The sequence below is a fragment of the Blastococcus deserti genome, from assembly GCF_042682525.1.
Lineage (GTDB): Bacteria > Actinomycetota > Actinomycetes > Mycobacteriales > Geodermatophilaceae > Blastococcus_B > Blastococcus_B deserti.
Genome location: NZ_JBHUHP010000010.1, coordinates 1 through 23,186, shown reverse-complemented (window position 1 = coordinate 23,186; position 23,186 = coordinate 1). Strand labels below are relative to the sequence as shown.

The window sequence follows — 23,186 nt, the reverse complement described above, 5'->3', positions numbered from 1 at the left end:
CCCGCACCGCCCGGCGGAACCCGGGCGGCGCCGCGGGATCACGTCTTGCGGGCGTCGGCGGTCTTCTTGTCGTTCGCCTTCTGGATGGCCTCGACCAGTTCCTCCTTCTTCATCCTGGAGCGCCCCGAGATGTCGAGCTTCTTGGCGACCTCGAGCAGGTGGTCCTTGGACGCGTTGGCGTCCACCCCGCCGGCCGTCTTCCGGTTCGTGCCGCGGCCGCCCTGGGCCTGCTCGTCGCTGGGGCCCTTCCTCCCGCCCTCCTTGGGCTCCCAGTGGTCGCCGACCTTCTCGTGGGTGTGCTTGAGGGCGGAGTAGGCGGTCTGATGGGCCCGTCGTCCTTCGCCGTAGGACTCCACGGCCGAGTCGTGCGCCTTGGCGTAGGTGCGCTGGGCCTTCTCGTCGGAGCGCGCGATGGTGCTCGGCAGCTCTTCCTTCTTCGCCTTGCCGCCCCTGGTGGTCTTCGGCATGGGTCTCCTCCCGGGTCGTCGGACCCGCCCATACCCAGGTGCCCGGACATGATCACATCCGGAGGAACGGGACCAGCGCGGCGACGAGCTCGTCAGGCGCCTCCTCGGCCATGTGATGGCCGCTGTCGACGGGCCCGCCGCCGCGGGGGTCCGTCGTCCAGCCGGCCCAGATGGCTCGCGGATCGCCGAACAGCTCCTCGAGATCGTCGCGGCTCGACCAGAGGACGAGGGTCGGGCAGGTGATCCGCCGTCCGGCGGCGCGGTCGGCCTCGTCGGCGGCGCGGTCGACGCCCAGGCCGGCGCGGTAGTCCTCCAGCATGGCCCGCACCGTCGCGGGGTCGTGGACGGCGGCCACGAAGTCCGCGTGGTTCTCCTCCCCCATCGCTGCCGACCTGCCCGGTGCGCTGGTGCCGTACCAGGCGTCGGGATCGGACGTGATGGCCCGCTCGGGCTTGTCCGGCTGGGCGAAGAAGAACCAGTGCCACCAGGCGGCGGCGAACCGGGCGTCGGCGCGGTCGAGCGCCTCGGCGATGGGGATGCTGTCCAGGACGGCGAGGTGGCTGACCCGCTCGGGATGGTCCAGCGCCGTCCGCATCGCCACGTAGCTGCCACGGTCGTGGCCGACGACGGCGAACCGGTCGTGCCCCAGTGCCTGCATGAGGGAGACGACGTCACCGGCCATCGCCCGCTTCGAGTACGGGGCGTGATCCTCGGTCGTCGGCGGCTTGGACGAGCGGCCGTAGCCGCGCAGGTCCGGGCAGACGACCGATCGGCTCGCCGCCGCCAGACGGGGAGCCACCCGGTGCCAGGTGGTGTGCGTGCGGGGGTGCCCGTGGAGCAGGACCACCGGGGGGCCGCTGCCGCCGGTCCGCACCCGCAGCTCGACGCCGTCCCCGACCTCGACCGTCGACTCCGCGAAGCCGTCGAAGAAACCTGCCATCCGCGCATCGTGCCGAGGCCGACGCGCGTTCGCATGGGAGACCCCGGCTGCCGGCGAGGGCGGCGGACGTGGACGCCCTACTGTCCGCAACGATCCGTCGTTTGCGGCTCGACGCTGCAACGGTTCGCGGGTGATAGCGCAATGGATGGCGGTTGTCGACGGTCCGGGCCGCGTCTACCGTTCCAGCGGACGCGCCGACCCCGGCGCCTCGACTTCCCCCGAGGAGTTCCGGTGACGGCTGTCCTCCCCCGCCCGCGCGTCGGCACCGAGCGGGTCGCCCGGCCGCGGCGCTACCTGATGTGCCGCCCCGACCACTTCGAGGTCAGCTACGCCATCAACCCGTGGATGGACGTCACGCTCGGCGTCGACCGGGAGCTGGCCCTGCGCCAGTGGGAGACCCTGCGGCAGACCTACCTGGACCTCGGGCACGAGGTGGAGCTCATCGACCCCGTGCCGGGGCTGCCCGACATGGTGTTCGCCGCCAACGGCGGCCTGGTGATCGAGGGTCAGGCCCTGGGCGCCCGGTTCACCCACGACGAGCGGGTCCCGGAGGGCCCGGCCTACCTGCGCCGGCTGGAGACGCTGGGCCTCAAGGAGGTCACGGCACCGGTAGCGGTCAACGAGGGCGAGGGCGACTTCCTCACCCTCGGGGACCTCGTGCTCGCGGGCACCGGCTTCCGCACCGACCCCCGCGCGCACGCCGAGGTGCAGGAGCTCTTCGGCATCCCCGTCGTGTCGCTCCAGCTGGTCGACCCGCGCTTCTACCACCTCGACACGGCGCTGGCCGTGCTGGACGACAGCAACGTCGCCTACTTCCCCGAGGCCTTCAGCCCGGGCAGCCGCGGCGTCCTGCAGCGGCTGTTCCCGGACGCGGTCCTGGCCACCGAGGGCGACGCCGTGGTGCTCGGCCTCAACGCGGTGTCCGACGGCCGGCACGTCGTCCTGCCCGCCGCGGCCACCGACCTGGCCGCCCAGCTGCGGGAGCGCGGTTACGAGCCCGTGGGCGTGGACCTGTCGGAGCTGCTCAAGGCGGGCGGCAGCGTCAAGTGCTGCACGCTGGAGATCCGCGCCTGAGATCCCCGGCGGCGCCCGCCGCCGAACGGACAGCCGGCCGGCTCCCGTGACGTTCCCCGGGAGCCGGCGGCCGCTGTTCGCGGGTCAGCCGCGACGGTCGGGCTGGTGCAACCGCCACCCAGCGGTTCGCTGCCCGCTTCCGCAGCTGTGGGTGAAGCGCCGGGCCGCTCAGACCTCCGCGTCCAGGTACCTCGACCAGTGCACGCGCTCGTCCTCGGTCAGCGCGCGGCTCGCGTCGGTGGCGAAGTCGAACATCACGAGGACGACGTCGGCACGGATGGCCACCTCGCCGTCCTGCACCAGCTCCTGCCGCAGCGTGAGGGACTTCGTGCCCAGGTGCGTCACCCAGCTGGTCACGCACGGCCGCTCGCCGACCCGGTAGTACAGCTGCCGCAGGTAGTCCACCTCCAGCCGCGCCAGGATCATCGACGCGCCCGGGCCCTCGACCATCGCGAGCCGGGCGTCCTCGAGGAGGCTCAGCGCGCGGGCGTGGTTGACGTGCCCGAGCGAGTCGGGATCGGACCAGCGCAGCTGGACCGGGTGCTCGTGCCGCACGTCAGGGCTGGTCGGCGGTCTCCGCCGACTGGCGGTGAGCGCCCTGGGCGTCGTCCGGATCGGTGTTGACCGTGCGTTCCTCGGACTCGGCGAGGATCACCGCCGCCTGGACCTCGGGGTCGAGGTCGCCCTTCGCCGGGTCCGGGTGCCCCTCCACCGCCACCTCCTCCGGCAGCAGCTGGGCGCGGGTCCGCACGTTGTGCTCGGTGACGTTCGCAATGGCCTCGGGCGAAGGGTCCTTCATCGACGGCATGTCAGAACCGCTGCTGCTCGGTGCCCAGACCCAGCGCCTGGGCGACGTCCTGCACGTTCTGGAACTGCCGGCCCTCGGGCAGCCGGCGCAGCTGCCCGAGGACGGCGTCCGGCGCGTTGCCCTCCTGCGCCTTGGCCACGAGGGTGTCCCGGTCGGCGGGCCACACCTCCTTGCCCAGGGCCTCGGCGAGCGCGGCGCGGCGCTCGATGTCGCCCTGGTCGGTGCCGGGCGAGGTGGCGGGCTGGTGCGGGTCGCTCACGGGGAACGTTCTCCTTCGGTCGGAACGCGGATCAGGAACCGGACGCCGTGGAGGCGTCGGTGTAGCGCAGGACGGCGGCCACGGGGGCGTCGTCGGGCATCGCCGAGCGCGGCACCACCACGACCCCGGCGCTGTTGGCGACGGCGGCGGCGAGCAGGGCGCGGTCGGCCGGGACGATCTCGCCGTGGATGGCGAGCGCGTCCATGTCGTGCTGGTTGACGCCGAGCTCCAGCGGAGAGCTGCCGACCAGGAGGGTGTCGTCGCCGGGCTCGTCGGCGAGCACCAGCGTCTCCACCTGGCCCTTGCGCAGCGCCTCGACAACCCGCTCCTTGCCCGTGACTGCCAGCCCGTGGGCGCCGGCGGCCTGGATCTGCTCGAGCACCTCGGCGCACTCGCGCGCCTCGTGCTCGGCGACGAGCTCCTCCGTCCGCCGGTCGACCGGCTCCCGGTCGGCGCCGGCGGCCCGGCCGCCCTCGTCCATCGAGACGATCAGGTCCGACCACAGGTCGCTCGCCCGGTCGTGGAGGATCTGGCGGGCGCGCATGTCGCCGGCCATCAGGACGAACCGCGGGGACAGCCGCCGGACCATCGACGAGATGTGCCCCGCGACGTCCTCGGCGTTCTGGATCCACTTGTTCTCGGCGTTGTGCTGATAGCGGTGGTGCGCCCAGCCGCCGCCCTGGAACTTGCGGATCTGGAAGGTGTCGCCCTTGACCGTCTCCTCCTCCTCGACCTGGCCCGGCATCCCCAGGTAGGTGATGTCGGCCCCGGTGCGGTCGGTGAGGACGACGATGTGCGGCACCCGACCCGGCAGCTGGCGGAGGATCGGCAGCAGGTTCGCCTGGGGGCTCCACTCCGCGATCTCGCGCGCCGGCGCATCGCGCAGTGCCTGGTCGAGGACCACGGAGCCGTCGGCGGCGACGACGACCGCGCGGCCCCGGAGCGTTCCTGCCTCGCCGCCGTCGTTGCCCTCCAGCAGCCGGCTCCGCAGGACCTCGACGACGGCCTCGGGCGCGCCCTGCTCGCTCAGCCGCTCGGCGATCGCTCGCACCCGCAGCTCGAGTTCGGTGTCGGCGTTCTCGGTGGTGTGCGTGACGTCCGCGCAGACCGTGGCGAAGGGCCCGGTGGCTGCGAAGACCGGCTGCAGGAAGGACACGTCCATGACGGTGGGGCAACTCCTCGGTCGATCGGTGGGCGCCCGCGCGTCGGGCACCTCCGCTGTCGCCCGCCTACCCATCGACCCGGTCCTCACACCCGGTGTCGGATCCGCCGGAGCGGGTAGGCCGCACCCCGACGCAGGCCACCATGAGGAGGAACCTTGACCGAGCGCGACGACCTGCCGCTGCCCGACTACGACCACCTGCCCGTGGGTTCGCTCATCTCCCGCATCCGCACCCTCGACAGGGGTGGACTGCAGACGCTTCTCGACTACGAGCAGGGGCACGCCAACCGGGTGCAGGTCGTGTCGGCGATGCAGAACCGGCTGAAGGGGCTGCAGGAGGGCGCGCAGCCCTCGGGCGGTGACCCGGCGGCTGTGGGCGCGGACGCACCGCCGTCGGCGGCCGGTGGGTCGCCGGTCTCCGCGGCGACGACCGGGCCGCCGGTGAACCCGCCGTCCCACGGCGACCCGACCAACCCGGGCCAGCCCCGGGGAAGCGGATCGCACAAGAAGTCCGGCTGACCCCTCGATCGAGCCGGGTGCGGCGGACGTGGTCAGGACGTGGTCGGCACCGATGCCACTGTCCGTCGCACCCGCGCTCAGCCGCCGAACGTGGCCGCGATGTCCATGATCGCCGGGCCGAGCAGCACGATGAACAGCGTCGGGAGGATGCAGAGGATCAGCGGGAAGATCACCTTGACCGGGATCTGCATCGCCTTCTCCTCGGCTCGCTGCCGGCGCTTGAGCCGCATCTCCTGCGCCTGGGTGCGCAGCACGTCGGCGATGGAGACGCCGTACTGGTCGGCCTGCACGACGGCCCGGATGAAGCGCCGCAGGTCGGTGACCCCGGTCCGCTCGGCCAGGGCCAGGTAGGCCTCGCGGCGCGGCTGGCCGACGGCGATGTCCTGCAGCGTGCGGACCAGCTCCTCGGCCAGCGGGCCCTTCCCGTTGCTGCCCGCGCGGGCCATGGCCGACTCGAAGCCGAGCCCGGCCTCGACGGCGATCGTCATCTGGTCGAGGGTGTCGGGCAGCTCCAGGGCGATCGCCTCCTGCCGCTCCTGGCCGCGGCTGAAGAGCAGCAGCTCGGGCAGGAACCAGGCGACGGCGGTGCCGGCGACCGCTGTGATCACGGTGAGGACGCTGGGTCCGCCGGTCACCACGAGCAGGCCCAGGGTGCCCGCCACGACCACGAGCACCAACTTGGCGGCCACCAGCCTGGGCACCGGCCACGCGGCCGGCCGTCCGGCGGTCCCAGCGAGCCGGTTCAGCCGGTCCACGGTGCCGCGCGGGGTCAGGCTCCCGGCGAGCCGCGCGAGCAGCCCGGGTCCGGAACGCTCCGCCGCGGCAGCGCGGGGATCGGCGGCGCCCACACCGCGCAGCAGGTTGTCGCGGGCCTGCACCGCTCCGGCGTCGGGTCGCGCGAGCAGCGCCCACCCCAGCAGCGGAACGGCGGAGGCGACGACCACGGCGGCGGCCAGCACGGAGCCGGGCACCGTGGCGAACACGGCGCCCATCAGAACTTGATCTTCACGGTGCTCTTGAGCCACAGCCCGCCGACCAGGAGCATCACCACGGCCGCGGCGAGCATGCCGTAGCCGGCCACGCTCTGGGTGAACTTGGCGACGTAGGCAGGATTGCTCAGCGAGATGAACCCGAAGACCCCGAAGGGCAGGGCCATCAGCACGATCGCCGACAGCTTCCCCTCGGCCGACAGGGCCTTCACCTGGCGGCGGATGGCGTTGCGCTCGCGGATGGTGTGACCGACCGCGTCGAGCACCTCGGCGAGGTTGCCGCCCACCTCGCGGTGGATCGCGATGGCCTGGGCGACCCAGGTGAAGTCGTCGCTGCCCATGCGCTCGGCGACCTCGTCCAGGGCGTCGTTGAGGTCGCGCCCGACGCGGGTCTCGTTGACGATCCGCGCGAACTCCTCCGAGGTCGGCGCGTCGGCCTCCGAGGCCACCGAGTCGACCGCGCGCAGCAGACTGTGGCCCGCACGCAGGCTCCCCGCCATCAGCTGCAGCGAGTCGTCGAGCTGGTCGGCGAAGGCCGCCTGCCGGCGCGCGGCCCGGAACCTCAGGAACAGCCTGGCGCCGAACGGCACGCCGACCAGCAGCACCAGGCCCGGGAGGAGCCCGCCCAGCACGACACCGAGCCCCCCGCCGACGATCGTGGCCAGCGCCACGACCAGCACGAAGTCCGGAAAGCTCATCGACATCCCGGCGCGCTCCAGCGCGGCGGCGCCCGAGGCGAGCCGCCCGCGCTTGACCAGCACCTTCTCCACCGCCGCACCGGCCGCGGCTCCCGCGCCCGCGAGCGTGGACGTCGAGGGGGCGACCGACGGGTCCAGCCGGTTCAGCGGCACCCGCGCGGGACCGGCCGGCAGCACGATCAGCGCAAGGAGCAGCAGCGCGGCGGCGACGGCGGCCAGGCCGGCGACGAGCAGCAGCGGGGACACGGTCACCAGCCCCGTCCGGCGGCCGGCTCGGCGACGCCGAACACGCGGGGGGACAGCTTGATGCCGAGGTCGTCGAACTTCTCGGTGAACCGGGGCCGGACGCCGGTCGGCACCGGCTTGCCGAGGAACTTGCCGTGGGCGTCGACGCCTGCGGAGTAGTCGAACAGGAAGGCGTCCTGCAGGGTGACGGTCTCCCCCTCCATGCCCTGGACCTCGGTCACGTGGGTGACCCGCCGGGTCCCGTCGCGCAGCCGGGTCAGCTGGACCACGACGTCGACGGCGGAGGCGATCTGCTCGCGGATGGCCCGCAGCGGCAGGTCCATGCCCGCCATGAGCACCAGCGTCTCCAGGCGTGCGATCGCGTCACGCGGGGAGTTGGCGTGCACCGTGGACAGCGAGCCGTCGTGGCCGGTGTTCATCGCCTGGAGCATGTCGAGGCTCTCGCCGCCACGGCACTCACCGACGACGATCCGGTCGGGGCGCATGCGCAGCGAGTTGCGCACCAGGTCGCGGATGGTGATCGCGCCCTTGCCCTCGATGTTGGGCGGCCGGGACTCGAGCCGGACCACGTGCTCCTGCTGCAGCTGCAGCTCGACGGCGTCCTCGATGGTCACGATGCGCTCGCCCTCCGGGATGAAGGAGGACAGCACGTTGAGCAGCGTCGTCTTACCGGTACCGGTACCGCCGGAGACGATCACGTTGAGCCGCGCCTCGACGCAGGCGTTGAGCAGCTCGGCCATCTCGGGCGAGAGCGTGCCGAAGCCGATGAGGTCGTCGACGGTGAACGGGTCCTTGGAGAACTTCCGGATGGTGAGCGTGGAGCCGCTGAAGGCCAGCGGCGGGATGATCGCGTTCACGCGGGAGCCGTCGGCGAGGCGGGCGTCCACGAGAGGCGAGGACTCGTCGATCCGCCGTCCCACGCGGGAGACGATCCGGTCGATCACCCGGCGCAGGTGCTCCTCGGAGGTGAACCGCGTGGCGGTGCGCTCCAGGCGGCCGCCGCGCTCGACGTAGATGGCGTCCGGCCCGTTGACCATGATCTCGCTGACCGCGGGGTCGTCGAGCAGCCGCTGCAGCGGGCCGTAGCCGAGCACGTCGTCGGCCAGCTCGGCGGTGAGGCGCTGGCGCTCCTCGGTGCTGAGCGGGACGTTCTCCTCCTCGACGACCTCGTCGAGCTCGCCGAGCACGATGGAGCGCAGCTGGTCCTCACCGAGGCTCGGATCGTTCATCCGGCTGCCCATGCGCTCGAACAGGGCCTTGCCGACGCGGTCCTTCAGCCGGGCCAGGGCATCGGTCGGGGGCGGGGGGGCCGGTGCCGCCGCCGGGCGCGGCACGGGAACGCCCGGGGTCGGCACGGGCACGCCGGGGGCGGGCGCCGCGGGCGAAGCCGCGGGGCCGCCGCGGGCCGCCTCGAGACGGGACGCGAGGTTCATCAGCCGGCCGCCCGGTGCTTGGCCCGGTACTTGCCGGGCTTCATCAGCGGGGTGGCGGCGAAGCGGGCCACCAGGCGGCGCATCTCCTTGGCCATCGGGTCCCGCTTGCTGCTCTGCAGGATGGGCACACCCTGGTTGGTGGACGCCGGAACCCCCTTCGAGCGCGGCAGGACGACGTCGACACCGGTGCCGATCGTCGTCTCGACGTCGCGCACCGACAGCCCGCCCCTGGGATCGGCGAAGTTCATGACGATGTGCCGGCCGGCCGGGATCATGGCCAGCTCGCGGAGGACGTCGAGCTCCTTGCGCAGTCCGCGCACGCCGGGCACGTCCATGCTGGTGAGCATCACGACGTCGGAGGCCCGGTCCAGCGCGGCGAGCGTCTGCTCCGACAGCCCGGGAGCGGTGTCGACGACGACGTAACGGAACTCCCGCGCCAGCGAGGCCAGCAACCGGGTGACGTCCTCGCCGGTGACGGTGTCCCCCGCCGCCGGGTTCTCCGACCCGCACACCGCGTACATCCCGCTGGGGTGCTGGGTGAGGAAGGTCTTGAGCACCATCGTGTCCTCGCTGGCCGGGCCGCGGACGACGTCGGGCAGCGTGTACTCGGGCACCAGGCCCAGTGCCGACGCGACGTCACCGAACTGGACGTCGAGGTCGACCAGCACCGTCGACTGCGGAGCCGCGGCGGTCAGCCCGATCGCCAGGTTGGTGGACACGGTGGTCTTGCCGACCCCGCCCTTCGGGGAGGCCACCGTGATGACGCGGCCCGCGTACCGCTCGGTCTCGCTCGCCGGGCGCAGCACCCGCCGCCGGTTGGCGGCCGCGTGGCCGGCCCGCTCCACGGCGGCCCGGATCTCGGCCGCCTCCGCCGTGGGCGCGAGGAGGTCCCGGATGCCGGCGCGCATCGCGGCCTGCCACATCTCCGGGGACGGCTCGGCCATGAGGACGACGGCGATGCCGGGGCTCTGCACGTCCAGCCGCGAGGCGAGCGTCAGCACCTCGGGCGCCGGCGCGTGCGGGCCCACGAACAGCACGTCGGGCAGCTCTCCGTCGAGGAGCTGCTCGAACAGCCGGGCGGGGTCGCTCGGCAGACGGCCCGGCGGCAGCACGGTGACGTCGCCGTCGGTCGCCTCCTTGACCCGGAGGACCAGCTCCTCCCCGGCTCCGGCCAGTACGACGCGGCTCATCGCGGCACCCCTCCGTAGATTGTCCCGGGGTCGAGCACGCGCGTGCCGCCCGTCTCGTCGCCCTCGGTCTCCAGGGACAGCCAGAGGGTCCCGTGCTCCATGCCGAAGACCACCGTCTCCGCGTCCTTCGAGCTGACCGCGAGGGTCAGCATCAGGCTCGCGGCGGACGTGCCCGCGGCCGCCGTCTCCGTGCCGCCCTCGGCGTCCGCCTCGGCGGCCGCCGGCGCGCCCTGCACCTGGGTGACCAGGACGCGGTGGAGGACGGCCGAGGTCTGGCCCGTGCCGTCCGGCAGGACCTGGGACAGGTAGACGCCCACGGTGTCACCGGCCGTCACCCGCCCGCCGACGACGCGCTGGGGCTCGAGGAGGAGGCTCACCTCCTGCAGACCGGCCGGCACCGCGACGGTGCCCGGCGCCGTGAGCTCCTCGGCACGGGAGAAGCGGCCGGGCAGCAGCTGCTCGCCGGGCTGGAGGTCGACGTTCACCACCTGCTCGGCGAGGCTCGCCAGGTCGGTGACCCGCCCGTCCAGGGCGGCCTTGGCGGGCAGGAGCTCGGTGCGGACCAGGCCGGCCAGCTCGCTGCCCGGCGTGCCCCGGGGGATCAGCTCGTCGGCAACCAGCACCTCGACGGTGCGGGCGCCGGCCAGGGCACGTTCGTCAGCGCCGCGCACGTAGGCCAGGAGGACCATGGTGCCGGCGACGAGGAGGACGAGGGCCGCGATGGCGGCCAGGAGTCGACGTCTCACGAGTGGGCGCCCCTATCGGATCAGTCGGAGGACGGAGGACCCCAGCTCGGGGGCCGTCGGGTCGTAGTCCCACGCGTCGGACAGCTCGACGAAGCGGGTGAAGTAACCGGCGACGCAGCGGTCGTTGCCGCCGCACGGCTTGGGGCTGGTGCTGTACTGCCCGCCGAGGTGGTAGCCGGTGAGCCGGAACGCGGCGTAGCCGTACACGCGGTACCAGGCGTTGTTCCCGGTCGAGCCGGCGTCGTCGAACAGCGGCAGGAGCACGGTGCGGTCGAGCCATGCCGAGAAGTCCCCGGTCGAGCAGTCCGACGGCACACTGTTACCGGTCTTGGAGTACCACCGCCCGTCCATCTCGGTCGTCGTGTCGCAGGTGCCTGGATCGGTGTCGAGATAGGCGAAGCCGCCGGGCACGACGTTGCCCGAGGGACCGGGGCAGCTCGTCGTCTGCGACGTCTTGGCGAAGTAGATGGTGTGGACGGTCTCGCCGGACGGCAGTGCACCCCCGGTCTGCTCCTCGAACTCGCACCAGGAGAAGGTCAGCGGCAGCACCGCCGTGCCCCGGACCGGAGAGCCCCAGCCGACGGTCGCCGTCGCCGAGACCCGGGTGGAGTCGATGCCGAGGACGGGCGCGAACCAGTGCTCCATGGGGGTGCCGCCGGTGACGGTGACGCTCAGGGGATCGCTGCTGAGGACCGGCGCTCCGGCGGTTCCCTGGCTGTCGTTGGCGCTGATGAGCGCCTGCGCCGTGGCCTGCATGTCGCCGCAGTTGCCGCGGGAGCAGTCCTGGGCGACGGCGATGGCCGCGGCGTCCGCACCGACCTGCAAGCGGGCGCGCTCGGCGTACAGGGCGCCGATGTCGACGGCGACGGCGGTGAATCCCAGCACGGGCACGAGCAGGAGGGCGAACAGGACGGCCGTGGCGCCGCGCTCGCCGTCGACCCGGCGGAGGCGGGCGGTCAGCCGTTGCATCGCATGACCCCGGTCCCGGTCAGGTCGAGGCCGGTGCCGAAGAACCCGGTGATGTAGGGCATCGGGTAGTCGATGGTGAGGCGCACCGACGTGCTGCCCCCGTTGAGCTGCGGGCACGACGACGGCGTGATCGTGATCTGCCCGTCGGTGATGGCGGGGTCCAGCGAGGACGCGGCCGCGCGCACCGCGGCGCGGGCCGCGGCCTGGTCGTTCTGCAGCGCCATCAGTCGCACGCCCTCACGGGCGGCGGCCGACAGCGTGCCCTGCACCTGGAAGGCCCGGCCGAACTCGGCGATGCCGATCACGAGCGCGATGAGCAGCGGCACGATCAGGGCGAACTCCACGGCTGTGGCGCCGCTCTCGCTACGCAGTCGGTCCCGCATCGCCGCTCACCTCCTCTCGATCCGCAGCAGCGGGTCGTGTGGCCTGATACGTGCAACGGCGCAGCGGCCCCGCGACGGGGACCGCTGCGCCGGGCAGCCGCAGGCAGGGTCAGAGCGCGCCGGCGATGCGCTCGAACAGGGCGCGCAGGTCGTTGCCGAGCAGGGTCACGGCGGCGATGATCACGACGGCGATCAGGCCGACCATGAGGCCGTACTCGACGGCGGTCGCGCCCTTCTCCTCGCGCTTGAGGCGGTCCTGGGCGAAGGCGACCAGGCTGACCAGGGTGGCGTACGGGTTCAGCACGTGCACTCCAGAGTGGTGTCGGCCGGCCAGGCCGGGTCGGGTGACCCGTCGTTGCGGCTTCTGGAGGCGTTGTCGTCGCCAGGGCGACGGGGCTTGAGAGCCCTTCACCCGAAAGGGTGCTTCAGCCGAGGAGCGCGTCGCTCCAGCCGATGGCGAGCGCCGCGCCGGCCAGCATGGCGGGCCCGAAGGGCAGCTCCCCGCGCAGGCCGATCCGCCGTCCGGCCAGGAGCGCCAGGGCGACGACCGCCTGGGCGACGAAGCCGGCCGCGGCACCGATGACGAGCACGCCCCAGCCCAGCCAGCCGAGGTAGAGGCCGAGCAGGGCGGCGAGCTTGACGTCACCCATGCCCAGGCCGCTGGGCGAGATCAGGGCGAGGACGAGGAAGACCGCGAAGAGGACGACGGCTCCCAGGCCGCCCCTCAAGAGCGCGGGCCACGAGGCCTCCACCGCCGCGGCGACGATCAGGAGCCCCGCGCCGATCCCGATCGAGGGCACCACGACGCGGTTGGGCAGCAGCCGGTGCCGCAGGTCGATGACGGCGAGCAGCACGCCGGCCCCGGCGAGGAAGAGGAAGGCGGGCAGTTCCGGCGACGCACCGAACCGCAGCGCGACGAGCGCGAAGAGGACCGCCGTGGCCACCTCGACCACCGGTCGCCGCACCGCCGGCTCGCTGTTGCGCCGTTCCGCCCACGGGAACCGGCCCGCGGCACGGTTGACCAGGTGCCCGGTGACGAGTCCGAGGGCGCCCGCGAGCACGGCGAGCAGCGCGGTCACCTCGACGAGCGGGACACGGTGGCGGGCACGGCGGTCACCTTCGCACGGCGTCCCGGCCGGGACCGGTCACGACACCGGCAGTCCCGCCGAGCCGGCGGCCAGTCCCAGGACGGCGCAGACGCCGAGCGTCCGGAGGATCGACCACTTGACCCGGAAGATGAGCACCGCGGCCACGACGGCGATCGCCAGGGCCACCGGACGCAGTGTGGTGAGGTCGGGCAGCTCGATCGACAGCCCGAGACGGTCGACGGCCCGCGTCTCCCGGAACAGGGTGTGCACCGCGAAGTAGACGCCCAGGTTGGCGATGACCCCCACCACCGCGGCGGTGATGCCGGTGAGCGCGGCCGACAGCGAGCGGTTGCCGCGCAGGCGTTCCATGTACGGGGCCCCGAGGAGCACGAAGAGGAAGCTCGGCACGAAGGTCACCCACGTGACCAGCAGCGAGGCCAGCACCGCCGCGACCCACGGATCGAGTTCCCCCGGCGCCCGGTAGGCGCCCAGGAACGCCACGAACTGGACGACCATGATCAGCGGTCCCGGGGTGGTCTCGGCCAGCGCCAGCCCGCGCACCATCTCCCCCGGTGCCAGCCAGCCGTAGACCTGGACGGCCTGCTGGGCGACGTAGGCGAGGACGGCGTAGGCCCCGCCGAACGTGACGACCGCGGCCCCCGAGAAGAACAGTCCCTGCTCGGTGAAGACGCTGTGCGCGCCGGTGAGCAGCGCGACGGCGGCCACCGGCACCCCCCAGACGACGAGGCCCACGAGCAGGACCCGCAGCGTCCGGCGCGTCGAGGGCCGCTCGGAGTGCAGGACGTCGTCCGGGATGACCGGGGCCGGGCCGGCGTCGGCGGCCTCGGCCCTGGCCTTCTCGGGCACGGCGGAGGGCCGCCACCGCGCGAGCACCCATCCCACCAGGCCGGCGGCCAGGACCACGAACGGGAAGGGCACCCCGAACAGGGCGAGGGCGAGGAAGGCCGCCACCGCGATGACCACCAGAGCGGGGCTGTTCAGCGACTTCGTCGCGACCCGCACGACGGCCTGGGCGACGATCGCCAGGACGGCCGGTGCGAGCCCCGCGAACAGTGCGAGGACGGCGGTGGTGGTGCCGAACGCGACGTAGATGGCCGAGAGCGCCAGGAGCGCCACCACACCCGGCAGCACGAACAGCCCGCCGGCGACCAGCCCGCCGCGGGTGCCGTGCAGCAGCCAGCCCACGTAGGTGGCCAGCTGCTGGGCCTCGGGGCCGGGCAGCAGCATGCAGTAGTTCATGGCGTGCAGGAACCGGCGCTGCCCGATCCACCGCTTCTCGTCCACCAGCGTCCGCTGCATGACGGCGATCTGGCCGGCCGGGCCGCCGAAGGTCTGGAGCGAGATGGCGAACCAGGTGCGCACCGCCGTGCCGAACGGGATCGCGACCGACTCGTTCCGGGGTTGGGTTTCGCTGGTCACGGGACTCCTCGGGTCAGGCCGGCTCGCGGCCGAGCAGCGTCCGACGGCGGTGGTACTCGTAGAGGGCGTCGAACATCGGCCCCGAGACGGCGAGCGTCTGCTCGTCGGTGCCGGTCATGGACAGCCCGCGGAGCAGGACGTCGAGGCCCGCGGCCTCGGGCGCGTCGAAGCGGTCGTCGTCGAGATCGGCGACGTGCACGATCTCGGCGATCCGCCACAGGACCGGGTCGGTGAGGTCGAAGTGCCGCAGCACCGTCTCGAAGGAGCAGTCGCCACCGACGTGGCCGAGGGCGACGCCGCGCATGTCGAAGGGCGTCGCGTCGGGGGGAACGTCCGCGGGGTCCCCGACGAACACGAACTCGGCGTCCGGGTCGACGAATCGGCGGATCACCCAGGCGCACGCGGCCCGGTCGATGTGGATCCCGGCGCGCGTCGCCCACCTCAACGGACCGGCTCCGCCCGCGTGCCGGCCTCCAGCTCCCGGAGAGCGGCGGCGGCCTGCTCGCGCTCCGGCGGCGGGAAGAAGTCGCGCCGGTCGACGGCCCGCCACTCGCCCCGCAGCCGGCGCAGTGCCCGGGCTCGCTCCGACCGATCTCCGTCGGCTGCGCGCCGGCACTGCTCCATCAGGTCCCGGTACTCGGCGGCCCGGGCAGTGGCCATGGACGCGGCGAGGTCGCGTTCCTGGGCGCTGGTGGTCGGCCGCGCCAGCCACACCCCGGCCGTCCCGCCGGCCGCCAGCACGTCCTCGGCGAGCCATTCGAGCTGCTCCCGGGTGCGGGCATCGGCGGGCAGGGCCACGAGACCGTCTGCCAGCTGCGCCACGCCCAGCCGCCTGAGGCGCCGCCACAGCGTCGTCCTCGGGCCGGACGGCTCGCGCGGCAGCCGGTAGCTGAGCATGACCCACTCCCCGGTCGCCACGGAGGAATGCAACCACGGTTGCATGGCGATGTCGAGGGGTGGGTGCCCCGTGGACGCGACGGCGGGATCGCCTGCGTCGTCGACTCACCCGGGAGCCGGCCGGGTGGGTCACGACGTCGGCCCTCGACGCCTGGCGCTTTCCGGGCATCATCGCCCGATGACCACGAGCCAGCCGCCGTCCGCGGCGATCATGCCTGTCCGCTTCGGCCTGGTGGGGTACGGCTTCGGCGGCCGCTACTTCCACGCGCCCCTCCTCGGCTCCGCGCCGGAGTGCGACTTTCTCGGTGTCGTGACGTCGTCGGCCGGACGCCGCACGCTGGTCCAGCAGGACTCCCCCGGCCGCCGGACGTTCGGGTCGCTGGAGGAGCTGGCGTCCGCCGGCGCGGAGGCGGTGGCGATCTCGACGCCGGCCGCCACGCACAGCGAGCTGACCGACCGGGCGCTCGAGCTGGGCCTGGCGGTCGTCTGCGACAAGCCGTTCGCCCTCGACGCGGCTGCGGCGACGCGGTCGGTGGAGCTGGCCGAACGGCTCGGCCTGCCGCTGTCGCCCTACCAGAACCGGCGGTGGGACTCCGACTTCCTGACCGTCCGGAAGCTGGTGGCCGACGGCACGCTGGGCGACGTCGTCCGGTTCGAGTCCCGCTTCGAGCGGCTGGCTCCCGACGTCGGCCCCGGGCACGCGGGGGGCGGGACCCTCCTGGACTTCGGCAGCCACCTCGTCGACCAGGCGCTCGTGCTCCTCGGGCCGGTGGCGTCGGTCTACGCCGAGTGGCGGCTGCGCGACAGCGGCCTGGACGACGACGTCTTCGTGGCGCTCACGCACACCAGCGGCGCCCGGTCGCACCTGTGGGGCAGTTGGAGCCAGGGCGCGCCCGGGCCGCGCTTCCGGGTCACCGGGACCACCGCCAGCTACGTCAACCGGACGCTCATGGACGGCCAGGAGGACCTGCTGCTCGGCGGCCACACGCCGAGGTCGCTGGGCCCCGCCTGGGGCGCCGAACCGTCGCTGCGCTGGGGCCGCGTGCACCGGGGGGACGACGGCGATGCGGTGCCCACCGAGAACGGCGCATGGGACACGTTCTACCCGGCGTTCGCCCGCGCGGTCAGGGGTCTGGGACCCGTGCCGGTCGAGCCGCGCGACGCGATCGCCTCGACGACCGTGCTCGACGCCGCCCGGCTGAGCGCCACGGACGGCGGCGTCGTCAGGTTCAGCGGCTGACGGTCAGCGGAGCCGCTGCGGCAGACCGGCGGTCACGAGCCAGACGCGGTCCGACGCGGCGGCGATGCGCGCGTTGAGCACGCCCAGCTCGTCGCGGAACCGCCGTCCGGACGGCGTGGCCGGGACGATGCCCGACCCGACCTCGTTGCTGACGCCGACCACCCGCCGGCGGGCGCCGGTCCAGGCGTCGACGACCTCGTCCACCGCCGCCACGAGGCGCGCGTCGGCCCCCGGCTCGTCCGTCCAGATGCCGCAGTCGTCCATCACCCGGGCGAGCCAGGTGGTCAGGCAGTCGACGAGGACGGGGAGTCCGGTCCTTCCCAGGACGGCGGCGAGGTCGACGGTCTCGACCGTGGTCCAGGACACCGGCCGGCGGGCGCGGTGCAGCGCGACCCGGTCGGCCCACTCCGCGTCGCCGCCGTCAGGAGGCGCGCCGCAGGCGACGTACTCGACCGACCGCGCCCTGCCCAGCAGGCCCTCGGCGTAGGAGGACTTGCCCGAGCGCGCACCGCCGAGCACGAGCACCCGCCGGGGTCCGCCGAGGATCACGGCAGCCGTCCCCGTCGTCCCCGCTGCGCCGCCCTCATGCTGCCGGCGAGCGTAGCGAGGGCGCCCGTTCAGTCGCCCGTCGGCCCCGCGACCGCGCGCTCGGCCGCCGCGGCGGCGTCGAAGGACGACGGGACCGGCACGAGCGGCGGTCGCACGGTGCCCATCGGATGCCCGTGCCGCTGCTCGGCCACCCGCTTGAGGACACCGGCCGAGACGTACTCCTTCGTCATCGCGCGCACCCGCTGGAGGTGCGCCGACAGGCTCGCCGCCTCGTCGGCCCGGCCGGCCCGCACGTGGTCGTAGAGAGCGACCACCTGCTCGGGGACGATGTTGGCGAGGGCGGAGATCGAGCCGTCCGCGGTGAGCAGGCGGGTCGGCAGGTCGTCCTCCGTGCCGAGGAGCACCCCCTTGCCCGCACCGTGCACGGTCTCGGAGTAGCCGGCCTCCCCGCCGGAGTCCTTGACGCCCCACACCGGCAGTGCCGTCACCAGCTCGGCCGGGACCGGGATGGCGTACTTGGGGATGTGGTAGATCACCACCGGGTGCCGGGTCGCCTTCAGGACCCGCTCGTAGAACAGCCGCAGCCCCTCGGCCTCCACGGGCTTGAAGTAGTACGGCGGCAGCACCATGACGGCCGCCACCGGCAGGTCGTCGAGGTAGGCGAGCTGATCGAGGGTGTCGGGCAGGTTCCCCTCCGCGACCGTCGGGACGACCTGCAGCGAGCCGGCCTCCGGCATGAGCGCGTCCAAGACGGCCCGTTTCTCGGCCACGCTGACCGAGGGGCCTTCCCCGTTGGTGCCGAACGGGATGACGCCGGCCACCCCGTGACCGGCGAGCCAGCGCACGTGGCCGAGGTAGGACTCCAGATCCAGGGTGCAGCGGTCGTCGTCGCGGAACGGGGTCACGTTGGCGACGTAGACGCCGCCGAGCGTTCCCGGAGCACTCGGCATGGTCATCTCCCGAGGTCGATGGTCTGGTCGAGGAAGGCGGTGAGCTCCCGCCGGCTGGGCAGCCCCTCGTAGTCGCCGAGGTTCTGGACGCAGAACGCGCCCATGGCGTTCGCCGTCCGCAGCCGCTCCGCGGGATCGCTGCCCCACAGGGTCGCGGCCAGGTACCCGGCCGCGAAGGCGTCCCCTGCACCGATCGGGTCCACCTGGCGCACGGGGAAGCCCGGGGCGGTCAGCCGCTCGCCGTCGACGATCGCCGCGCACCCCCGCGCACCGAGCTTCACGACGACCTCGCGGGGCCCGGCGTCGGCCAGCCGCTCCAGGCAGGCAGCCTCGTCCCACCCCCACAGCGCCGCCGCCTCCTCGTCGCCGACCAGGAGCACGTCGACCTGGGGCAGCAGGGCCTCGGTGGCGGCCCGGGCGGCGGCCGGCTCCCACAACCGGCTGCGGTAGTTCACGTCGTAGCTGACCTGCGCCCCCGCCGCGCGGGCCGTCTTCGCCGCCCACACGAGGAACTCGGCCGCCTCCGGGGACAGGGCGCCGGTGATCCCGGTGAGGTGCAGGAAGGACGCCCCGTCGAACACGGAGGCGTCGAAGGCGCCGGGCGCCAGCGTCGAGGCCGCGGACCCCCGGCGGTAGTAGTAGACGCGCAGGGCCCCGGCCACTTCCTCGCGGAGGTAGAGGCCGGTCGGCCGGTCCGGCACCCGGCGGACCGCGCTCGCGTCGACGCCCTCGGCGCGAACCCGGTGGAGGACGAGCTCGCCCGGCTCGTCGTCGCCGAGCAGGCTCAGCCAGCTCGCCGGGACGCCGAGCCGCGACAGGCCGATGGCCACGTTGCTCTCCGCCCCGCCGATCGACAGCGTGACGTCGGTGGCGTGCCGCAGCCGGCCGGGCGACGACGGGACGACGAGCAGCATCGTCTCCCCCGCCGTCACCACCCGGCCGACGGCGCCGTGCCCGGATCCGGTCGTCGCCGCACTCACCCGCCGAAGAGGTTCTGCAGCTGCTGGTTGAAGGTCAGCACCGAGAGGAAGCCGAAGAGGAGGAAGGCCCAGATCAGCGCCGCGACGCGGCCGGCTCCGGGCTGGATCTCCTTGGGCAGCGTCCGCTTGTTGACCAGCAGCAGCAGCGCCGAGTAGATGAACATCATCAGGCCGCCGGTGACTGCGGAGATGACGAGCAGGATCAGCGGCTGGGACAGCCCCGACAGCAGCACGACGCAGCCGATGAGGACCAGGCCCCACACCAGCCCGAAGTAGAGCTTGCTCTCGTTCCAGCCCTTGAGGTAGGCGGTCTTGAGCACGTCGGCGGCCAGCCGGCTGGTGTAGTCGACGATGCCGAGGGCGGCGGCGAACAGGGAGATCGCACCGATCACCCAGAAGAACGTGCCGAACCAGCCGCCGACCGTCTCGTTGAGGGCCTCACCCTCGGCCTGGATGAACGAGATGTCGCTGGCCAGGTCTTCCCGGCCGAACACGGTGGCATAGGCGAGCAGCGAGGTGAAGGTGATCGTGATGAAGGTGATGAGCACGAACGTCGTCAGCTGCTCGACATTGGCGAACCTCCACCAGCGGTTCCACCTGCCGAGGTTCTCCGGGGTGGGCTCGAAGACGAACCCGGTCGACGGCGCGGCCTCGGGGTGGCCGGTCACCGGACTGACGATCTTCGGGACGTAGCTGCCCATGCCGAAGCCCTTGTCCCGGATCCAGTTGCTCTGGCACAGGTTCTGCCCGCCGCCGGCACCGGCGAAGGCCAGCGCGCCCATCAGCAGCGCGAAGCCGAGTTCCGAGGGGATCCCCGGGTTGGTGACGATCTGCGGCGCATCGGCCCAGGCGTCCGCGCCGATGGCGAAGACCGAGGCGACGACGAGCAGCAGCAGGACGGCGGCGACCTTGAACCACTCGATCTTCTCCAGCGCCTGGTACACCACCGGCGACAGGGTCAGGGTGACGCCGATGAGCAGGAGCATGCCGATCGCGATGGGCACCACGCTGCCGCCGACCAGGTAGGTGACGAGCGTGGCCGAGCTGGTCACCCACCCCGGCCAGAGGTTCGCGAAGTAGGCGAGCAGCGCGAACACCAGCCCCCAGTGGCGCCAGTACCGGCTGAAGCCGGTGAGCGCGGTCTCCCCCGTGGCGAGCGTGTAGCGCTCGATCTCCATGTTGAGGAAGTACTGCGTGGCCAGCCCGACGAACGCCGCCCAGACGAAGACCAGCCCCACCTGCGAGGCGATGTAGGGGTAGAGGATGAACTCGCCGCTGGCCAGTCCCACACCGGCTGCGATGATCCCCGGCCCGATGACGTGGCGGAAGCTCCTCGGCGGGTCGGGCAGCTCCCGCACCTTCGGTGCTTCCAGGTGCTTGGTCGGGAAGAGCTCCAGGACGGACCTGGGGCGATCGCCGGGCCTGCGGGTGGTGACCATGTCTAGCCTCCGGACGTCAGGCGGTACTCGTGGATGTCAATACATCCCACCCCTGACGACCCCCCGCAAGCCGGGACGGCTCAGGCGGGCGCGCCCGCACCGGGCGGATCGAAGCCGACGTGGCGCTCGGAGAGGTCCTCGCTGCGCCGCACGCCGAGCAGCTGCATGCACCGCTGGTACTCCTCGGCGAGGATCTCGTAGGTACGGACGACGCCGTCCTGCCCGCCGGCCATGATCCCGTAGAGGTAGGCGCGGCCCAGCATCACGGCGTCCGCCCCCAGCGCACGGGCCGCGACGATGTCCTGCCCGTGGCGGATCCCGCTGTCGATGAGCACCGCGGCCTGTTGCCCCACCGCCTCCCGGATGGCGGGCAGCACGTCCAGCGTCGCGGCGGTGCGGTCCAGCTGACGTCCGCCGTGGTTGGAGACCACCACACCGTCGGCGCCGCGCTCCATGATCTCGCGCGCCGATCCCGCCGTCGTCACGCCCTTGACCAGCAACCGGCCCGTCCAGTGCCGGCGCAGCCAGTCCAGCGAGGTGAAGTCCAGCCCCGCGTCGAACACCATGCTCGCCACCTCGCCCGGCGTCGGGTTGCCCGGGAGGGCGTCCAGGGACGCGAAGCCGATGCCGCCGGTGGTCAGCTTGTGGAACCACCAGCCCGGAAATCTCGACATGTTCAGGAACGTCTTCGCCGTCAGCGTCGGTGGGATGGTCAGGCCGTTGACGACGTCCCGGAGGCGCATCCCGGAGACCGACGTGTCGACGGTGAGCACGAGCGTCGAGTAGCCCTGCTCCTCGGCCCGCGCGAGGAGCTGCTGGTTCAGCTTCTCGTCCGTCGTGTAGTAGACCTGGAACCAGAGGTCGGCCCCGGGCGCCGCGGAGCGGACGTCCTCGATGGACGTGGAGCCGACCGTGGAGAGGGCGTAGGGCACGCCGAAGTGCTCGGCGACGCGCGCCACCGCCGCCTCCCCGTGGTGGTGCATCATCCGCGTGTAGCCCGTCGGCCCGAAGATCACCGGCAGTGGGAGGCGCTTGCCGAGCACCTCCACGCTCGTGTCGGGGTCGGCCACGGACCGCAGCGCGTCCGGGCGGAAGACCACCCGCCGGAACGCTGCGAGGTTGCGGGCCGCCGTGATTTCCTCCTCGGCGGCGCCGTCCACGTAGTCGAAGACCGCGCGCGGCGTGGTGCGCCGGGCCGCCGCCCGCAGGTCCTCGACCGTGAGTGCGCGGCTGAGCCTCCGCGCAGTCCGCCCCGCCTGGGGCCTCCGGAACTGCACGACCTCACGGAGCTCGGACCAGCGCGGGATCTGCCGCGCGGTCGAGATCGGAGCGAGCGGGATGTCCGCGGGCACGTCGTCCCCCTTCCCCGTGCACGTCGCACGGCGCGCTGATCCACGGATCCGGGCGGCGCGGGCGGCCCGGACCCACTGCGGTCAACGTGATCAGGTCCGCGCAGCGGTCGCAACCCCAGCGGCCGGGCGGGTGCGACGGACGAGTCGGCCTGTACGCCGGGTTCTGTCCACGGGTGCCTCACGGCCTCCCGATGGGCGGTCATCCATCTAGGCCTGCCGTTGCCGGCAGGCTCGAGCGGTCTACCCGCAGGCATCGGGCGGGCCGCCCTCGAACGCCTGCGCGAGACGGCGTCCTGGGGATCCAGTCCGCCGTCCCTTCTCGACCTTGCTCCGGGTGGGGTTTACCGAGCCACACCGGTCACCCGGTGTGCGGTGGTCTCTTACACCGCCGTTTCACCCTTACCAGCCGCCCTGCCGGAGCAGGACCGCTGGCGGTCTGTTCTCTGTGGCACTGTCCCGCGGGTCACCCCGGGTCGCTGTTGGCGACCACCCTGCCCTGTGGAGCCCGGACGTTCCTCGGCGACGGGGTCTCCCCCGCCGACGCGACCGCCCAGCCGACTCGTCCGTCGTGCCGGCCAGTCTAGTAGGTGATCACCCCCAGTAGAGCCGGAAGCCCACGCGACGGCCGCCGTCCTCGGTCATGGTCGACATGTCGATGACCTGCTGCGCCTGCTCCTCGACCGGGACGTCGGACAGCAGCTCGAGGTACCGGCGGTGCTCGGCCAAGGACGCCACCGCCGTCTCCACCGTCGCGCTCACGTCCACCTCGTGCGGAGGGTCGGTCATCTCCTGCACCGCGATGTACTGCACGCCCGACCACCGCGGCTCCGTCAGGTCCGCGAAGATCCACTCGTTCCCCGCGTCCGCGACCGCGTCCACGACGCACTGGCCCAGCGCCCGGTGATCGGCGGAGTTCACGTAGGCCGGCGACACACCCGGCGGCGTCCACGTGGCGCCGAAGTACCCGGTGACGACGAGCTGCGGCTGGTGCCGCCGGATGGCCGCGGCCAGCTCACGGCGCAGATCGGGTCCCTCCACGAGGACGCCGTCGCGGAGGCCGAGGAATTCCACCTCCGTCACACCGACGACGGCGGCCGACCGCCGCTCCTCCTCCTCCCTCAGCGGGCCGGCGACATCCGGGGCGACCCCCGCCATCCCGGCCTCGCCGCGCGTGGCCAGGAGGTAACGGACGTCCTTGCCGGCCGCGGTCCACACCGCGACGGCGGCCGCGATGCCGTACTCGATGTCGTCGGGATGGGCGGCGACGACGAGGGCACGCTCCCAGTCGTCGGGCATCGGGCGGGTCGGCATGCGTTGCTCCTATGTCAAGCCGCCTGCGGCAGGGCTGCCGCGGCGGTTCGGTCGGTG

Annotated in this window: 27 protein-coding genes and 1 other RNA gene; 3 read left to right on the top strand and 25 right to left on the bottom strand. The window is 73.1% G+C overall.

Translation table 11 applies throughout. The annotated features are described in order from the left end of the window. Positions 1-38 precede the first annotated feature (38 nt). On the bottom strand, positions 39-467 hold the full coding sequence (locus ACFSHS_RS10945) for a ChaB family protein (RefSeq protein ID WP_376875283.1): 429 nt from the start codon (positions 465-467) through the stop codon (positions 39-41). Positions 468-519: 52 nt separating this feature from the next. Further along, positions 520-1,407, bottom strand: a complete 888-nt coding sequence (locus tag ACFSHS_RS10940) for an alpha/beta fold hydrolase (RefSeq protein WP_376875280.1) — start codon at positions 1,405-1,407, stop codon at positions 520-522. Positions 1,408-1,638: 231 nt separating this feature from the next. On the opposite strand from ACFSHS_RS10940, the gene ddaH reads away from it, so the two are divergent. Beyond that, entirely contained in the window at positions 1,639-2,481 is an 843-nt protein-coding gene (ddaH, locus tag ACFSHS_RS10935; RefSeq protein ID WP_376875277.1) for a dimethylargininase, read from the top strand. A 168-nt stretch (positions 2,482-2,649) separates the two neighbouring features. On the opposite strand, the gene ACFSHS_RS10930 is transcribed toward ddaH, so the two are convergent. From ACFSHS_RS10930 to ACFSHS_RS10915, 4 genes are read right to left on the bottom strand one after another with little or no spacing between them, the layout of a single operon-like run. After that, the gene (locus ACFSHS_RS10930) at positions 2,650-3,036 is read right to left on the bottom strand and encodes an acyl-CoA thioesterase (RefSeq protein ID WP_376875274.1); all 387 of its coding nucleotides are present in this window, start codon (positions 3,034-3,036) and stop codon (positions 2,650-2,652) included. 1 nt (position 3,037) lies between these two features. Further along, positions 3,038-3,280 carry a hypothetical protein gene (locus tag ACFSHS_RS10925; RefSeq protein ID WP_376875272.1) on the bottom strand — a complete coding sequence of 81 codons (243 nt, stop codon included), beginning with the start codon at positions 3,278-3,280 and terminating at the stop codon, positions 3,038-3,040. A gap of 10 nt (positions 3,281-3,290) precedes the next feature. Then, complete coding sequence (locus tag ACFSHS_RS10920) at positions 3,291-3,548, bottom strand: DUF2795 domain-containing protein (RefSeq protein WP_376875270.1); 258 nt, start codon at positions 3,546-3,548, stop codon at positions 3,291-3,293. A 31-nt stretch (positions 3,549-3,579) separates the two neighbouring features. After that, entirely contained in the window at positions 3,580-4,710 is a 1,131-nt protein-coding gene (locus ACFSHS_RS10915; protein ID WP_376875268.1) for a baeRF2 domain-containing protein, read from the bottom strand. Between the two features lie 156 nt (positions 4,711-4,866). Here ACFSHS_RS10915 and ACFSHS_RS10910 point away from each other — a divergent pair, with 156 nt between their 5' ends. After that, complete coding sequence (locus ACFSHS_RS10910; RefSeq protein ID WP_376875265.1) at positions 4,867-5,229, top strand: DUF8129 domain-containing protein; 363 nt, start codon at positions 4,867-4,869, stop codon at positions 5,227-5,229. 77 nt (positions 5,230-5,306) lie between these two features. On the opposite strand, the gene ACFSHS_RS10905 is transcribed toward ACFSHS_RS10910, so the two are convergent. From ACFSHS_RS10905 to ACFSHS_RS10850, 12 genes are all read right to left on the bottom strand, one after another. Beyond that, positions 5,307-6,221, bottom strand: coding sequence for a type II secretion system F family protein (locus tag ACFSHS_RS10905; protein ID WP_376875262.1), 915 nt, complete (start codon positions 6,219-6,221; stop codon positions 5,307-5,309). Beyond that, positions 6,221-7,168 carry a type II secretion system F family protein gene (locus ACFSHS_RS10900; RefSeq protein ID WP_376875259.1) on the bottom strand — a complete coding sequence of 316 codons (948 nt, stop codon included), beginning with the start codon at positions 7,166-7,168 and terminating at the stop codon, positions 6,221-6,223. Before ACFSHS_RS10900 ends, ACFSHS_RS10905 begins: the two co-directional genes overlap by 1 nt. Further along, positions 7,165-8,595 (bottom strand): CpaF family protein, encoded by a 1,431-nt coding sequence (locus tag ACFSHS_RS10895; RefSeq protein ID WP_376875256.1) that lies wholly within the window; start codon positions 8,593-8,595, stop codon positions 7,165-7,167. The genes ACFSHS_RS10900 and ACFSHS_RS10895 overlap by 4 nt, the downstream gene beginning before the upstream one ends. Beyond that, on the bottom strand, positions 8,595-9,785 hold the full coding sequence (locus tag ACFSHS_RS10890) for an AAA family ATPase (RefSeq protein WP_376875253.1): 1,191 nt from the start codon (positions 9,783-9,785) through the stop codon (positions 8,595-8,597). The genes ACFSHS_RS10895 and ACFSHS_RS10890 overlap by 1 nt, the downstream gene beginning before the upstream one ends. Beyond that, positions 9,782-10,531 (bottom strand): Flp pilus assembly protein CpaB, encoded by a 750-nt coding sequence (gene cpaB / locus ACFSHS_RS10885; RefSeq protein WP_376875250.1) that lies wholly within the window; start codon positions 10,529-10,531, stop codon positions 9,782-9,784. Before cpaB ends, ACFSHS_RS10890 begins: the two co-directional genes overlap by 4 nt. Before the next feature lie 12 nt (positions 10,532-10,543). Continuing rightward, entirely contained in the window at positions 10,544-11,500 is a 957-nt protein-coding gene (locus ACFSHS_RS10880) for a pilus assembly protein TadG-related protein (protein ID WP_376875247.1), read from the bottom strand. Further along, positions 11,488-11,883, bottom strand: coding sequence for a TadE/TadG family type IV pilus assembly protein (locus ACFSHS_RS10875; protein WP_376875244.1), 396 nt, complete (start codon positions 11,881-11,883; stop codon positions 11,488-11,490). The genes ACFSHS_RS10880 and ACFSHS_RS10875 overlap by 13 nt, the downstream gene beginning before the upstream one ends. 109 nt (positions 11,884-11,992) lie before the next feature. Next, the gene (locus ACFSHS_RS10870; RefSeq protein WP_376875241.1) at positions 11,993-12,187 is read right to left on the bottom strand and encodes a Flp family type IVb pilin; all 195 of its coding nucleotides are present in this window, start codon (positions 12,185-12,187) and stop codon (positions 11,993-11,995) included. 121 nt (positions 12,188-12,308) lie between these two features. Then, complete coding sequence (locus ACFSHS_RS10865; protein ID WP_376875238.1) at positions 12,309-12,962, bottom strand: prepilin peptidase; 654 nt, start codon at positions 12,960-12,962, stop codon at positions 12,309-12,311. 66 nt (positions 12,963-13,028) lie between these two features. Then, entirely contained in the window at positions 13,029-14,411 is a 1,383-nt protein-coding gene (gene chrA / locus ACFSHS_RS10860) for a chromate efflux transporter (protein ID WP_376875235.1), read from the bottom strand. A 13-nt stretch (positions 14,412-14,424) separates the two neighbouring features. Next, on the bottom strand, positions 14,425-14,856 hold the full coding sequence (locus ACFSHS_RS10855) for a chromate resistance protein ChrB domain-containing protein (RefSeq protein WP_376875232.1): 432 nt from the start codon (positions 14,854-14,856) through the stop codon (positions 14,425-14,427). Next, positions 14,853-15,329 (bottom strand): Chromate resistance protein ChrB, encoded by a 477-nt coding sequence (locus ACFSHS_RS10850; RefSeq protein ID WP_376875229.1) that lies wholly within the window; start codon positions 15,327-15,329, stop codon positions 14,853-14,855. The genes ACFSHS_RS10855 and ACFSHS_RS10850 overlap by 4 nt, the downstream gene beginning before the upstream one ends. Before the next feature lie 157 nt (positions 15,330-15,486). Here ACFSHS_RS10850 and ACFSHS_RS10845 point away from each other — a divergent pair, with 157 nt between their 5' ends. Continuing rightward, positions 15,487-16,548 carry a Gfo/Idh/MocA family protein gene (locus ACFSHS_RS10845; protein WP_376875226.1) on the top strand — a complete coding sequence of 354 codons (1,062 nt, stop codon included), beginning with the start codon at positions 15,487-15,489 and terminating at the stop codon, positions 16,546-16,548. Between the two features lie 3 nt (positions 16,549-16,551). Here ACFSHS_RS10845 and ACFSHS_RS10840 read toward each other — a convergent pair whose 3' ends face one another. From ACFSHS_RS10840 to ACFSHS_RS10810, 7 genes are all read right to left on the bottom strand, one after another. Continuing rightward, positions 16,552-17,097 carry a bifunctional adenosylcobinamide kinase/adenosylcobinamide-phosphate guanylyltransferase gene (locus tag ACFSHS_RS10840; RefSeq protein ID WP_376875224.1) on the bottom strand — a complete coding sequence of 182 codons (546 nt, stop codon included), beginning with the start codon at positions 17,095-17,097 and terminating at the stop codon, positions 16,552-16,554. Between the two features lie 68 nt (positions 17,098-17,165). Further along, positions 17,166-18,047 carry a dihydrodipicolinate synthase family protein gene (locus ACFSHS_RS10835; RefSeq protein ID WP_376875221.1) on the bottom strand — a complete coding sequence of 294 codons (882 nt, stop codon included), beginning with the start codon at positions 18,045-18,047 and terminating at the stop codon, positions 17,166-17,168. Between the two features lie 2 nt (positions 18,048-18,049). Next, entirely contained in the window at positions 18,050-19,027 is a 978-nt protein-coding gene (locus tag ACFSHS_RS10830; protein WP_376875218.1) for a sugar kinase, read from the bottom strand. Further along, the gene (locus ACFSHS_RS10825) at positions 19,024-20,466 is read right to left on the bottom strand and encodes an Nramp family divalent metal transporter (RefSeq protein WP_376875215.1); all 1,443 of its coding nucleotides are present in this window, start codon (positions 20,464-20,466) and stop codon (positions 19,024-19,026) included. The genes ACFSHS_RS10830 and ACFSHS_RS10825 overlap by 4 nt, the downstream gene beginning before the upstream one ends. A gap of 80 nt (positions 20,467-20,546) precedes the next feature. Next, the gene (locus ACFSHS_RS10820) at positions 20,547-21,818 is read right to left on the bottom strand and encodes an alpha-hydroxy acid oxidase (protein WP_376875212.1); all 1,272 of its coding nucleotides are present in this window, start codon (positions 21,816-21,818) and stop codon (positions 20,547-20,549) included. A 136-nt stretch (positions 21,819-21,954) separates the two neighbouring features. Continuing rightward, positions 21,955-22,380: RNase P RNA component class A (rnpB, locus tag ACFSHS_RS10815), an RNA gene on the bottom strand. Between the two features lie 29 nt (positions 22,381-22,409). Beyond that, positions 22,410-23,129 (bottom strand): PIG-L deacetylase family protein, encoded by a 720-nt coding sequence (locus ACFSHS_RS10810; RefSeq protein ID WP_376875209.1) that lies wholly within the window; start codon positions 23,127-23,129, stop codon positions 22,410-22,412. Between the last annotated feature and the right edge of the window lie 57 nt (positions 23,130-23,186).